This window comes from Streptococcus mitis (assembly GCF_023109515.1).
In the GTDB taxonomy this organism is placed as follows: domain Bacteria; phylum Bacillota; class Bacilli; order Lactobacillales; family Streptococcaceae; genus Streptococcus; species Streptococcus mitis_CS.
Window position 1 is genome coordinate 663,204 of sequence record NZ_JALDUM010000001.1, and the last position, 13,983, is coordinate 677,186.

Consider the following 13,983-nt stretch of genomic DNA (forward strand, 5'->3'; position numbering starts at 1 on the left):
AAATCTTACACCTGCTCTGATAATTCTTCCCACTCAAGCATAGCTTCTTCCTGACGATGGCTGATTTTGTCCAGTTCAGCCTGCAATTCCACCAGTTTGCCGGCATCGTTTGTTTCCAACATTTGTTCAGAAATGTCTTGGCTTTGACTTTCTAACTCTTCGATTTCAGCTTCTAGACTTTCGATTTGTCGCATGAGTTTACGGGCTTCTTTTTGACTTTCTTTCTGAGCTTGATAGTCATTAACTGGACTTGCTTCTTTTGCTTGATTAGTAGTTGAAATTTCCTCAGTTTGAATCATTTCTACTTCTGCTTTCTTCTCGACATAGTAGTCGTAATCTCCAAGATAGAGAGTTGATCCATTCTCAGACAATTCCAGTACATGAGTTGCCACACGATTGATAAAGTAACGGTCGTGACTGACGAATAGAAGAGTTCCATCAAAGTCAATCAAGGCATTTTCCAACACTTCCTTGCTATCAATATCCAAGTGGTTGGTTGGCTCATCCAGAATCAAGAAGTTGTTGTTTTCCATGGAAAGTTTAGCCAGAAGTAAACGGGCTTTCTCGCCACCAGACAGCATGCCGACTGATTTTTTAACATCATCACCAGAGAAAAGGAAGGCACCTAGACGGTTACGAATTTCAACTTCTGGTGTCAGTTTAAAATCATTCCAGAGTTCATCCAGTACAGTATTACTTGGTGTCAGCTTGCTTTGGGTTTGGTCATAGTAACCAACCTCAACATTGGCGCCAAAGCGCTTCTCACCCTTGATAAAAGGAATCTGGTCCACAATAGACTTGATAAAGGTTGACTTGCCAATACCATTTGGTCCAACAATAGCAACAGCATTCATCTTACGAAGGTCTAGGTTGATAGGATCTGACAATATTTCCCCATCATAGCCAATAGCTGCATTCTCAACAGTCAAAACAACATTGCCCGACGTTTTTTCAGACTGGAAGGTCATGTTGGCTGATTTCTTGCCAGCTTCAGGCTTGTCTAAACGCTCCATTTTTTCCAGTTGTTTGCGTCGAGATTGGGCTCGTTTGGTCGTCGAAGCACGTACTAGATTGCGATTGACAAAGTCTTCCAGAGCAGCGATTTCCTTTTGTTGCTTTTCATAGTTTTTTGCCTCAGTAGCTAGCTTTTGCTCCTTTAACTCAACAAAACGAGAGTAATTCCCCACATAACGATCCAAGGAATGCTTGGTCAAATCTAGCGTAATTGTCGCAACCTTATCTAAGAAATAACGGTCGTGGCTGACGATAATGAGGGCACCGCTATAATTTACCAAGTAATTCTCTAGCCAGGCTATAGTTTCAATATCTAAGTGGTTAGTTGGCTCGTCCAAGACCAAGAGATTTGGCTTTTCAAGAAGCATTTTGGCAAGTGCCAAACGAGTATTTTGACCACCTGAAAGCTCGGCAATTTTCATCTGCCACATAGACTCGTCAAACTTAAATCCATTCAAAATCGCTCGAATATCAGCTTCATAGGTAAAGCCACCTGCTTGGCGAAAATTCTCAGATAAACGATCATAATCTGACATCAGTTTGTTCAAATCCTCACCAGACTTTTCACCCATCTCTAACTCCATCTGACGCAGTTGTTTCTCCGTCCGACGTAAGTCATCAAAGACATGAAGCATTTCATCGTAGATGGTATTTTCAGACTCAAAACGGCTATCTTGGGCTAGGTAAGACAGAGAAATATCTTTTTTCTTATTGATTTCTCCACTAGTTGGCTCCTCTTCTCCAACCAAAATCTTCAAAAGAGTAGACTTACCTGCACCATTTTTCCCAACGAGAGCAATCCGGTCTCGTTCATCAACTTGTAGGTTAATATTATCAAAAAGAACCTCTCCTGCAAAAGAACGTTCAATTCTATTAGCTTGTAAAATAATCATAAGAGTAGTATAGCATGTTTCCCTAAGGCATTCAAGACTTGATAAACCGGCATATGTCACTACTTTTCTGTAAATTATGCTAGGGTTTTACTAAAATGCTAAAAAATGCTATAATGTGAACGGTTAAAACAATTTACAAAAAGGAGAATTTCAATGTCTTACCAAGAAAATTACCAGAAATGGGTTGATTTTGCGGAACTTCCTGACTACCTTCGTCAAGATTTAGAAAATATGGATGAAAAAACTAAGGAAGATGCCTTCTATACAAATCTTGAATTTGGTACTGCAGGTATGCGTGGCTTGATTGGTGCGGGTACAAACCGTATCAACATCTACGTTGTTCGCCAAGCTACTGAAGGATTGGCTCGTTTGATTGAGTCAAAAGGTGGAAACGAAAAAGAACGCGGTGTAGCAATTGCCTACGATAGCCGTCACTTCTCACCTGAGTTTGCCTTTGAATCTGCGGCAGTTCTTGCTAAACACGGCATCAAATCTTATGTATTTGAAAGCCTTCGTCCAACTCCAGAACTCTCATTTGCAGTTCGTCACCTCAACTGTTTCGCAGGTATCATGGTCACAGCTAGCCACAACCCTGCACCATTTAACGGTTACAAGGTTTACGGTGAAGACGGTGGACAAATGCCTCCACACGATGCGGACGCGTTGACTACTTATATCCGTGCTATCGAAAACCCATTTGCAGTTGAAGTTGCTGATGTGGAAGCTGAAAAAGCTTCTGGCTTGATTGAAGTTATCGGCGAAGCTGTTGACGTAGAATACCTTAAAGAGGTTAAGGACGTAAACATCAACCCAGCCTTGATTGAAGAATTTGGTAAAGACATGAAAATTGTCTACACACCACTTCATGGTACTGGTGAAATGTTGGCTCGTCGCGCTCTTGCCCAAGCAGGATTTGACTCTGTTCAAGTCGTTGAAGCGCAAGCAACTGCCGATCCTGATTTCTCAACTGTAAAATCTCCAAACCCAGAAAGCCAAGCAGCCTTTGCCCTTGCTGAAGAACTTGGTCGTCAAGTTGGTGCAGATGTTCTTGTCGCAACTGACCCTGATGCTGACCGTGTTGGTGTTGAAGTTCTTCAAAAAGATGGTAGCTACCTCAACCTTTCAGGTAACCAAATCGGTGCTATCATGGCTAAATACATCTTGGAAGCCCACAAAAATGCTGGAACTCTGCCTGAAAATGCAGCACTCTGTAAATCTATCGTATCAACTGACTTGGTAACGAAGATTGCTGAAAGCTACGGCGCAACTATGTTCAACGTCTTGACTGGTTTCAAATTCATCGCTGAAAAAATCCAAGAATTCGAAGAAAAACACAATCACACTTACATGATGGGATTTGAAGAAAGCTTCGGTTACTTGATTAAACCATTTGTACGTGATAAAGATGCAATCCAAGCCGTCCTTGTCGTTGCTGAACTTGCTGCCTACTACCGTTCACGTGGTTTGACACTTGCAGACGGTATCGAAGAAATCTACAAAGAGTACGGCTACTACGCTGAAAAGACTATCTCTGTTACCCTTTCTGGCGTCGATGGTGCTGAACAAATCAAAGCGATTATGGCTAAATTCCGTAACAATGCTCCAAAAGAATGGAACACAACAGCTATCACTGTCATAGAAGACTTCAAGGCACAAACTGCTACTGCTGCTGACGGTACCGTTACAAACTTAACAACTCCTCCAAGTGATGTGTTGAAATACACACTTGCTGACGGTTCATGGATTGCCGTTCGCCCTTCAGGTACAGAACCAAAAATCAAGTTCTACATTGCAGTTGTAGGTGAAACAAACGAAGAATCACAAGCTAAGATTGCTAACATTGAAGCAGAAATTAATGCTTTTGTAAAATAAGGTCCTATAAAAGATGAGACTAACTAATCTCATCTTTTTTTCGTATCAAATCTAAGCAATTTTAGAAACTTTATGGCATACTAGACTTATCAATGAAAGCGAGGTAATCTCATGGAACAATTTTTAGATAATATCAAAAACCTTGAAGTCACTACAGTTGCGCGTGCGCAAGAAGCTCTTGATAAAAAAGAAACTGCAACCTTCTTTATTGGTCGCAAAACTTGCCCTTACTGCCGTAAATTTGCAGGTACTTTGGCAGGTGTCGTAGCTGAAACCAAAGCCCACATCTACTTCATCAATAGTGAAGAACCAAGCCAACTCAATGAGTTGCAAGCATTCCGCTCACGCTACGGAATCCCAACTGTACCAGGATTTGTTCACATTGCGGATGGACAAATCAATGTCCGTTGCGACTCTTCAATGTCAGCACAAGAAATCAAAGATTTCGCTGGATTGTAAAAAAGCCACTCATCGAGTGGTTTTTAAATGGTCAAAATTACGTTTTTTCAAGCAAATCTTGTATCATCCGATGCAGTTCTTCGATTTTCTCAGATTGTTTCTCTATTAATATTCTTTGGCTCGATAATTCGTCTTTAAGTTTATCAAGTTTTATCTGTTCATCTGGATTATCTTTTACAAAAAAGTTCGTCAAGGCACTTGTTAACATTCCTATTGTACCAATCCCTACCAACATTAATAAAACAGCTATCCATTTCCCAAAAAGTGAAATTGGAACAATATCACCATAACCAACAGTAGTTACTGTCACAAGAGCCCACCAAAGACTATCTGAGAAGGATTTCTCTTCAACTACAGATAAAATTGAACTTCCTACTAGCACAATAAAGATATTAACATACAAGATATAAATCAGGCCATTTGTCCGTAAGAATCTACTAATTTTTCTTTCTAATTTACCTGTAAGTCCAATTATTCTAAGTAAACGAGTCAGTTTCAGTAATTTTGTCAACCTTGCTAAGCGGAAGATACGCCCTAATCGAAATACTGTAAAAATAGCATTTAAAGGCAGGATAGCTAGCAGATCAAAGATATTTTCAATTATAAACCTCCATTTTGCTTTACTTGAAAAGAACCGCCAACCATAATCTACCACAAACACAAACCAAAGTTGTAAGTCAATAATACTGTATGGAGGACTGTCTAAATCAATCATCTCAGCAAATCCAAGTAATACCAGAATAACAGAGATTAAAGCAAGTAAAATAATTGTTGTATCATAATAATCTGCAAAAAACCATTTTTTCTTCAAATTTTACTCTCCTCACTTTCTATACTGTTATTACTCAACTTTAATTCAATAAATATCTCTCCGATGACCAACTTCTAAAGTAGCAATGACTAATTCATCATCTACAATTTGTACGATAACTCGATAATTACCAATTCTATAGCGCCATTGACCAACGCGATTACCAACCAAAGCCTTTCCGTGTCGTCTCGGGTCTTCCAAAACATTGGTTTGTAAATAGTTTGTAATTATCTTCTGCGTATAACGATCCAATTTTTTCAATTGCTTGATGAAACGTCTTGTTGGAACTAATTTATACAAATTATTCATCCTCCAAGCCTAAATCATGCATCATTTCTTCCCAAGTAATGGGTTCAACTCCTTTTTCCAAGTCTTCTAAATACTCTTGATAGGCTAAATCTGCCACACGAGCATCGTATTCATCTTCTAGAGCTTCAAGAGTTTTGGTGCGGATAAGTTCCGACAGGGAAACTCCTTCAAACTTAGCCATTGCTTTCATAAATGTTTTATCAGCTTCAGAAACTTTTAATGTAATAGTAGTCATCTTTTGCACTCCCTTTTTTAATAGTAACACCATTGTATTACTTTTTAGGTGTTCAGTCAATATAAAAAGAACACCTTCTTAGCGTTCTTTCTATATATCTGTCAATGGTGTTGCGGTATCTGGTGAGGTATCATATACCTTAAAGTCTATCCCAACTCCAAGATCAGCTTGAGCCAACTGATTTACCATGGTCATATGAGCCAGTTCCTTGATATTGTTCTCCTTAGATAAATGACCAAGGTAGATTTTCTTAGTGCGGTTTCCCAAGGTACGAATCATAGCTTCAGCACCGTCCTCGTTAGAAAGGTGACCCAGATCCGATAGTATTCGTTGTTTGAGTCGCCAAGCGTAAGAACCTGCTCGCAAAATCTCTACATCATGGTTGGACTCGATAAGATAGCCATCTGCATTCTCGACAATTCCTGCCATACGGTCACTAACATAACCTGTATCTGTCAAAAGGACAAAACTCTTGTCATCCTTCATAAAGCGATAGAACTGCGGTGCGACTGCATCATGACTTACACCAAAACTCTCGATGTCGATATCTCCAAAGGTTTTTGTTTTGCCCATTTCAAAGATATGCTTTTGCGAAGAATCCACCTTGCCAAGATACTTGCTATTTTCCATAGCCTGCCAGGTCTTTTCATTGGCGTAAAGATCCATACCATACTTGCGAGCCAAAACACCTACTCCATGGATATGGTCTGAATGCTCATGGGTAATCAAAATGGCATCCAAGTCTTCTGGTTTGCGATTTATTTCAGCAAGTAGGCTGGTAATTTTCTTACCCGACAAGCCCGCATCCACTAAAAGTTTCTTTTTTGGGGTTTCCAGATAAAAGGAATTTCCACTGGAACCCGACGCTAAAATACTGTATTTAAAGCCTGTTTCACTCATTCTAGTCTTCTACTTCGTCCTCCCATACTTCTTCCTTCACTGCATCCTTATCATAAGGGAGCACAATGGTAAAGGTTGATCCCTTACCATATATACTCTTGGCCCAAATAAAACCATTATGTTGTTTGATAATTTCTTTGGCAATAGACAGCCCTAAACCTGTTCCACCTTGGGCACGGCTTCTAGCACGATCCACACGGTAGAAACGGTCAAAGATACGTGGCAAATCCTGCTTAGGAATACCTAATCCTTGGTCTGAGATGGATAAAATCATCTGATCATCAGTCGTCTTCATGGTCACTGTGATTTTCCCACCATCTGGTGAATACTTAATGGCATTGTTGAGAATATTATCAATCACCTGTGTCATCTTATCTGTATCTATCTCTATCCAGACTGAGGTAATTGGATAATCTCTCACCAGTTCATATTTCTTCTCTTCGTCCTGCCCTCTTATCTGATCAAAACGGTTGAGGATAAAGGTTATAAAGGCAGTGAAATTGATTAATTCCACATCTAGGTGACTGGTCGCATTATCAATACGTGAAAGATGAAGAAGATCTGTCACCATCCGCATCATACGGTTGGTTTCGTCTAGAGATACCTTGATAAAGTCTGGCGCCACAGGTTCTGACAAGGCCCCCTCATCCAAGGCTTCAAGATAGGATTTTACACTGGTCAGAGGAGTCCGTAGCTCATGACTAACGTTAGAAACAAAGAGTCTCCGTTCGCGCTCTTCCTTCTCCTGCTCCGTCGTATCATGCAAAACAGCAACCAAACCTGAGATAAAGCCAGACTCACGACGCACCAAGGCAAAGCGTACACGAAGGCTCAGATATTCACCATTGGCATCCTGAGAATCAATCATAAGCTCAGGAATTTGGGTAATCAAATCACGAAGGTCATACTCATCTTCAATCTTAAGCAATTCTAGAATACTTTTATTGAGAACCTCTTCTTTCTGAACACCTAGCTGTTTCTTAGCCATGTCATTAATCATAGTAATCTTACCACGACGATTGGTCGCGAGGACACCATCTGTCATGTAAGAGAGGATACTGTGCAATCGTTTACTCTCTTGTTCCAGATTTTCTTGGGTTAAACGGATTACTTCTGATAAATCATTGAGATTATTGGTAATATTAGTGATTTCAGAACTTCCCTGCATATCCAATACCTGAGAATAATCTCCTGCAATCAAGTCTTTTACCTTTTGATTGATTTGCTTCAACCGAATATTATCCCGACGATTTTCTAGTAATAGCAAGGTCACCACTAAAATAAAGCCAAGTAGAATGAGGATAAAGATAAAATCACTTGTTAAAACTGTGTCTTTTATTAGTTTAATCATTATTTCTCATATAATAACCAACACCGCGACGTGTTAGGATATACTCTGGACGACTTGGTGTGTCTTCAATCTTCTCACGCAAACGTCTGATAGTTACGTCAACAGTCCGAACATCTCCGAAATAATCATAACCCCAGACCGTTTCAAGCAAGTGTTCACGTGTAATCACTTGACCAATATGAGAAGCCAAGTGGTACAAGAGCTCAAATTCACGGTGGGTTAAGTCTAGTTCTTCACCATATTTTTTAGCCACGTAGGCATCTGGAACAATCTCTAAGTCCCCAATTTGCAAGGGTTGAGTTTTCTTTTCATCAGAATCCTGATTATCTACAGAAGTTAAATCTGTACGACGAAGAAGAGCTTTAACACGCGCCTGCAACTCACGATTTGAGAAGGGTTTGGTCACATAGTCATCCGCCCCAAGCTCTAAACCAATGACCTTATCAAATTCGCTGTCTTTAGCTGAAAGCATGATAATAGGCACACTACTTGTCTTGCGAATGGCCTTAGCAACTTCTAAACCATCAATTTCTGGAAGCATCAAATCCAGAATGATAATATCTGGTTGCTCTGCTTCAAATTGCTCTAGCGCTTCACGACCATTAAAAGCAGTTACAACCTCGTAACCTTCCTTGGTCATATTAAACTTGATAATATCCGAGATTGGTTTTTCATCATCTACAATTAATATTTTTTTCATTTGTTCACCTTTTTCTCTACTATTATACCAAAAAAATAAAAAGAAGACACAATAGCTAGTCTTTGCTACTGTCTAAGTTGGCTTTTGCATAAGCCTGCCAGATTTTTTGTTGGGGTTTGGCAAGTGGAACATTCTTGAATTCTTCTGGTGAAAGCCAGCGAACTTCTCTATCTGAAAAATCATGGAAGTCAGTCACCTGACCTGCTACAATTTGAACATGCCACTTGCGATGGCTAAAGATATGCTTGACAGTCTCAAAATAAACATCAAGCCAATCAACATCTAAGTCATAGTCCTGCTGAAAACTCTCCTCTGGACTGGGACCAAAGTTCACACTTTCTTCCGCAACCTGATGAAAGAGGTCAAACTGCTCCTCTTGCGAAAAGTTATCTACTTCTACCAGTGGGAAATGCCAAAAACCTGCCAATAGCTTTTCACTTTCATTTTTTTCAAGTAAAAATTGTCCCTGAGAATTTTTCACAACTAAGGCTTTAAGATAAATGGGAATTGGCTTTTTCTTTGGAGCCTTAATTGGATAACGGTCCATGCTTCCATTCTGATATGCCGCACTAAAGTCCTTAACTGGGCTTTCTTCTGGTCTGGGATTTACAGGAGCCTCAATATCAGATCCCAAGTCCATCAAGGCTTGATTAAAGTCACCTGGCCGTTCTGGGTCAATCAGGATTTCCATCATGGCTTGGAAAATCTTTCGATTGCTAGGAATCCCAATATCGTGATTAACTTCAAATAGACGCGCCAAGACCCGCATGACATTACCATCTACAGCCGGCTCAGGCAAATTAAAAGCAATACTGGATATGGCTCCTGCTGTGTAAGGTCCAATACCTTTCAAGATGGAAATTCCTTCATAGGTGTTTGGGAATTGACCACCAAAGTCTGTCATAATCTGCTGAGCCGCAGTCTGCATATTGCGTACTCGAGAATAATACCCCAAACCTTCCCAAGCCTTCAACAAACGCTCTTCAGGGGCAGTTGCCAAACTTTCCACTGTTGGAAACCAGTCCAAGAATCGTTCATAGTAAGGGATAACCGTATCCACCCTGGTCTGCTGAAGCATAATTTCAGAGACCCAGATATGATAAGGATTCTTACTCCTACGCCATGGTAAATCTCTTTTGTTTTCATCATACCAGGCAAGAAGTTTTTCACGGAAAGAAATGATCTTCTCCTCCGGCCACATGACGATACCGTATTCTTTCAAATCTAACATATCTCTAGTATAACACAGAAGACTCTTACTGTCCTTTTCCTAGTATTAAAAAGCCTCTTCCCAAGGGAAAGAGGAGTAAATCTTATTGATGAACTGCTTGAGCTGCTGTGATAAGGGTCAACTTGTAAACATCATCTGCATTACATCCACGAGAAAGGTCGTTAACTGGCTTGTTCAAACCTTGCAAAACAGGACCAACAGCTGCAAAACCACCAAGACGTTCAGCCATCTTGTAGCCGATATTTCCTGCCTCGATACCTGGGAAGATGAAGACATTTGCTTGACCAGCTACTGTACTTCCAGGAGCTTTCAAAGCTGCAGTTTCAGGAACAAAGGCCGCATCAAATTGCAACTCACCATCGATTTCAAGGTCAGGACGCAAGTCGTGAGCAATTTTAGTTGCTTCAACAACCTTATCAACGCTTTCTCCAAATCCTGAACCTTTAGTAGAATAGCTTAGCATAGCAATTTTAGGCTCGATGCCAAACATCTTAGCTGTGATTGCTGAGTTGATGGCAATTTCAGCCAAGGCTTCTGCATCTGGATTGATGTTGATGGCACAGTCTCCAAATAAGTAACGTTCAGTACCACGAACCATGAGAAAGGCACCTGAAGTACGAGTTACATTTGGACGAGTTTTGATGATTTGAAGGGCTGGACGAACTGTTGAAGCAGTTGAGTGAATCGCACCTGACACCATTCCATCAACCAAGCCCAAGTAAACCAACATAACACCAAAATAGTTGACATCTTCAACCAAAACCTTGCGTGCATCTTCTTCAGACATTTTGCCCTTGCGACGCTCTACCAAGGCAGCGACCATTTCTTCAAATTGAGGATAATGTTGAGGATCGATGACTTCATAACCATCTTCGATACCTTCGATTTCAAGATAAATTTTAATTTTTTCAGGATTTCCAAGCAAAACAGGAATCACTTCTGTTTCTTTTACCAGGCGTTTAGTCGCTTGAAGAATACGAGGTTCTTCCCCTTCAGGGAGAACGATACGAGCATTTTTACCAACCAAGTTGGCTTTGAGACTTTCAAAAACTTCCATGAGTTTTCTCCTTTAAGATAATAATTATACTCTGAATTAGTTTTTATAGAGTATTAGTTGATAACTGGGTAATAAGGTTGCTAAAATCATCCGGCAAGGGACTTTCTAACTGCAAGTCTTGCTCTAAAAATGGATGATAAAAGGATAGGTAATGGCAATGCAGGGCCTGACGTTGGATGCCGTCGTCCAAACTACCACCGTACAAGTCATCTCCCAATAAAGGAAAACCAATATGAGAAAAATGGACTCTGATTTGGTGGGTTCGTCCAGTATGCAGGCGAATATCAACCAAGTGAATATTCCCATAAGATGCTACAATCTTGTAGGAAGTATGGGCGTACTTCCCACCTTTAGCTACTCTTCTAGTGATAATAGAGTCTTCATCACGCGCAATCGGAGCAATAATTTCCCCCTCTGCTTCCAAGTGGCCATCACCTTTAACCAAAGCAAAGTAACGTTTTTCAATGGACTTCTTCTGCAACTGCTTGTCTAATCGTGCATGGGCATAGCCGTGCTTAGCAAAGAGCATCAAGCCAGAAGTATCTCTATCAAGTCTAGTTACAATGTGAACCTGCTGATTTTCATAGTGTTGCTTGACGTAGTAACCCTTGATAAAATTAGCGATTGTATTGGAGTGGTTGACACTAGGAATAGAAGCCACTCCATAGGGTTTGTTTAAGACTAGAAAATGGTCATCCTCATAGAGAATATCCAGTGGGCGCTCGATAGCTTCTAGAGTTTCAAAGCCTTCCTCAGCAGGAATATTAATGACAACGCGGTCTCCAATATCCAATAGATACGTCGCATTTTGCGGTTGGTCATTGACCAGAATAGCTCCACCTCGAAACTTAATCTTAGCCAGCAGCCCCTTAGAAACCTCGTGCTTTTTCAAAAAGGTCTTGACCTTGACATGCTCATCTGCGATAAATTCAAATCTCATTCGTCCACCTCGCCGATAAAAGCGTCCTTAACACGATTCCAGAAACTGGTATGGCTCGGTGATGCGACAAAGTGAATCTTATGATGGTCGATTTGATACTCAATTCGTTCAATATTGCGGAAGGAATAAACGCTATTGTCAACCGAAATAGTATGGTAATCGTTTCTCGTCGGGATAAGTTCAATCTTATCCTTCTTTGGAACAATAATGGACGAACCCAGCGTTCGATAGACACGATTATTTAGGCTGGCAATTTCCGTCAACTGAAGAGCTTCAATGGTAGGATGTAACACTGCACCGCCAAGAGACTTATTATAAGCCGTACTACCAGTCGGTGTCGAAACTGTTAGCCCATCTCCACGAAAACGTTCAAAGTGGACACCGTTAATCACAACATCCGCCACCATGGTTCGATCAGACCTGCGGATACTGGCTTCATTCAGTGCTCTAAAAATCTTCACTTCACCATTTTCAAGAAAAACCTTCACATTCAGAACAGGGTAAGAGACTCTTGCTCCGGTATCTAGCTGCAAATTAGTCACTAGCTTGTCCAACTCAAAATCACGGTAGTCCGTATAGAAGCCCAAATGTCCAGTGTGAACACCGATAAAGCGTACCTTGTCAAGCTGGTTTTCGTACTTATGAAAAGCCGACAAGAGCATACCATCCCCACCAATGGAGATGACAATGTCCGGATTGGTATCATTGAGTATAAACTGATTTCTCTTCAAACGATCTCGCAATTCATACAAAACCCTTTGACTCTGCGGTTTTCTATTTGCTATCAGGTCAATTCGTTTACCTGTATTCTTCATCTGTATCGTCACTGTTTCCTACACCGTCATTTAATTTTCTACTCAAAGGATCAAAAAGAGCCTGGGCTTCCTGGATATCATCTCGAATTTTACCCATTTCTTCATCCAACTGATGGGCAATTTTGGCAGTAATTTCCAGTCTCTTTTTAATTTCCTCTGGGAAATCCCCTTGGTACTTGTAGTTGAGAGAATGTTCTATCGTTGCCCAAAAATTCATAGCCAAGGTACGAATTTGAATTTCCGCCAAAATGGTCTTAGCTCCATTAATGGTATCAACCGAATATTCAACTACCACATGATAGGAACGATAGCCTGAGGATTTTCGATGAGTAATGTAATCACGCTCTTGTATGATCCGCATATCCTGACGTTTGCGCAAAATCTCCACTACTTCCTTGACGTCATCTACAAACTGGACCATCACACGCAAGCCGGCAATATCTTGCAGATCGTGTTCCAAGGTCGCATAAGTAATGCCACGACGAGCCATTTTTTCCTTGATACTTTCAATCGGTTTGACTCGACCAGTCACAAACTCAATCGGAGAATGCTTATTTTGTTTACGATATTGCTTCCGAATACCACGAAGTTTAATCTTTAACTCACCAACAGCTTGAATGTAAGGATCTAGAAATTCTTCCCATTCTAAGGTCATATATTCTCCCTTGTTCTCATATTATCCTTCAAAAATACCTTTGATTTTTTCTCCAGATTCATATACAATAAATACAATGCTTATTATACCATAAATCCGCTTTCAACGATAAAGAAAAGGTAAGAAAAATGAAACATTTAGAAATTGAATTGAAAACACTCTTGAAAAAAGATGAATACAATCGTCTAAAAGACCAGTTCACAGACGTCACTCCTGTTCTTCAAAAAAATTACTACATAGACACGCCTGATTTTGAACTGCGAGAAAAGAAAGTCGCTATGCGTATTCGAACCTTTGAAGACTGGGCAGAATTGACACTCAAAGTCCCACAAAGTGTCGGAAACATGGAATACAATCAAAAATTGCAACTAAAAGATGCTGAAAACTATCTGAGCAAGAAAGAACTTCCTCAAGGGCTAGTACTGGATGAATTGGCTAAACATGGTATTAAAACTAGTGAATGGCAGATTCTTGGCTGTCTAACAACGCTTCGCTATGAAATGCAAACAGCTATTGGTCTCATGGCGCTAGATGAAAGTCAGTACTTTGATATTACAGATTACGAATTAGAGCTTGAAGTGGAAAATCACGAGCAAGGGAAACAAGATTTCCAGCAATTTTTAGATGAAAATCAGATCGCTTATCAAAAAGCTCCCTCAAAATTGGTTCGATTTGTCAAAAGCATGAAAAATAGCTGAAATAATCTCCATTTTTTGGTAAAATAGAAGAGATAAAATACAA

15 protein-coding genes are annotated in these 13,983 nt (G+C 40.2%); 3 read left to right on the forward strand and 12 right to left on the reverse strand.

Going from position 1 to position 13,983, the window contains the following annotated elements; all coding sequences use genetic code 11:
• Positions 1–5: 5 nt before the first annotated feature.
• Positions 6–1,907: an ABC transporter ATP-binding protein gene (locus M1G05_RS03290; protein WP_084947058.1), complete on the reverse strand. Its 1,902-nt coding sequence runs from the start codon at positions 1,905–1,907 to the stop codon at positions 6–8.
• Between the two features lie 153 nt (positions 1,908–2,060).
• Between M1G05_RS03290 and M1G05_RS03295 the strand changes: the two genes are divergently transcribed.
• Positions 2,061–3,779: a phospho-sugar mutase gene (locus M1G05_RS03295; protein ID WP_247953099.1), complete on the forward strand. Its 1,719-nt coding sequence runs from the start codon at positions 2,061–2,063 to the stop codon at positions 3,777–3,779.
• Positions 3,780–3,890: 111 nt separating this feature from the next.
• Complete coding sequence (locus M1G05_RS03300; protein WP_004254233.1) at positions 3,891–4,238, forward strand: thioredoxin; 348 nt, start codon at positions 3,891–3,893, stop codon at positions 4,236–4,238.
• A gap of 37 nt (positions 4,239–4,275) precedes the next feature.
• Here M1G05_RS03300 and M1G05_RS03305 read toward each other — a convergent pair whose 3' ends face one another.
• The 11 genes from M1G05_RS03305 to yjbM all read right to left on the reverse strand — a co-directional run bounded on the left by M1G05_RS03305 (position 4,276) and on the right by yjbM (position 13,242).
• Positions 4,276–5,049: a potassium channel family protein gene (locus M1G05_RS03305; RefSeq protein WP_004254229.1), complete on the reverse strand. Its 774-nt coding sequence runs from the start codon at positions 5,047–5,049 to the stop codon at positions 4,276–4,278.
• Positions 5,050–5,094: 45 nt separating this feature from the next.
• Positions 5,095–5,349, reverse strand: coding sequence for a type II toxin-antitoxin system RelE family toxin (locus tag M1G05_RS03310; RefSeq protein WP_004239453.1), 255 nt, complete (start codon positions 5,347–5,349; stop codon positions 5,095–5,097).
• 1 nt (position 5,350) lies between these two features.
• Positions 5,351–5,593: a type II toxin-antitoxin system RelB family antitoxin gene (gene relB / locus M1G05_RS03315; protein WP_000208079.1), complete on the reverse strand. Its 243-nt coding sequence runs from the start codon at positions 5,591–5,593 to the stop codon at positions 5,351–5,353.
• A 90-nt stretch (positions 5,594–5,683) separates the two neighbouring features.
• Entirely contained in the window at positions 5,684–6,493 is an 810-nt protein-coding gene (locus M1G05_RS03320) for an MBL fold metallo-hydrolase (protein WP_000004960.1), read from the reverse strand.
• A 1-nt stretch (position 6,494) separates the two neighbouring features.
• Positions 6,495–7,844 (reverse strand): cell wall metabolism sensor histidine kinase VicK, encoded by a 1,350-nt coding sequence (gene vicK, locus M1G05_RS03325; protein WP_247953100.1) that lies wholly within the window; start codon positions 7,842–7,844, stop codon positions 6,495–6,497.
• The gene (gene yycF / locus M1G05_RS03330; RefSeq protein ID WP_247953101.1) at positions 7,837–8,544 is read right to left on the reverse strand and encodes a response regulator YycF; all 708 of its coding nucleotides are present in this window, start codon (positions 8,542–8,544) and stop codon (positions 7,837–7,839) included. The genes vicK and yycF overlap by 8 nt, the downstream gene beginning before the upstream one ends.
• Positions 8,545–8,599: 55 nt before the next feature.
• Positions 8,600–9,775, reverse strand: coding sequence for an A/G-specific adenine glycosylase (gene mutY, locus M1G05_RS03335; protein WP_247953102.1), 1,176 nt, complete (start codon positions 9,773–9,775; stop codon positions 8,600–8,602).
• A gap of 82 nt (positions 9,776–9,857) precedes the next feature.
• Positions 9,858–10,832 (reverse strand): phosphate acetyltransferase, encoded by a 975-nt coding sequence (gene pta, locus M1G05_RS03340; RefSeq protein ID WP_049544223.1) that lies wholly within the window; start codon positions 10,830–10,832, stop codon positions 9,858–9,860.
• A gap of 43 nt (positions 10,833–10,875) precedes the next feature.
• Positions 10,876–11,772, reverse strand: a complete 897-nt coding sequence (locus tag M1G05_RS03345) for an RluA family pseudouridine synthase (RefSeq protein WP_247953103.1) — start codon at positions 11,770–11,772, stop codon at positions 10,876–10,878.
• Positions 11,769–12,587, reverse strand: a complete 819-nt coding sequence (locus tag M1G05_RS03350) for an NAD kinase (RefSeq protein ID WP_000799056.1) — start codon at positions 12,585–12,587, stop codon at positions 11,769–11,771. Before M1G05_RS03350 ends, M1G05_RS03345 begins: the two co-directional genes overlap by 4 nt.
• Complete coding sequence (gene yjbM / locus M1G05_RS03355; RefSeq protein ID WP_070527712.1) at positions 12,571–13,242, reverse strand: GTP diphosphokinase; 672 nt, start codon at positions 13,240–13,242, stop codon at positions 12,571–12,573. The genes M1G05_RS03350 and yjbM overlap by 17 nt, the downstream gene beginning before the upstream one ends.
• Positions 13,243–13,370: 128 nt before the next feature.
• Between yjbM and M1G05_RS03360 the strand changes: the two genes are divergently transcribed.
• A complete protein-coding gene (locus M1G05_RS03360; protein ID WP_247953104.1) occupies positions 13,371–13,940 on the forward strand; it encodes a CYTH domain-containing protein in 570 nt (189 codons plus the stop codon).
• Positions 13,941–13,983: the final 43 nt, after the last annotated feature.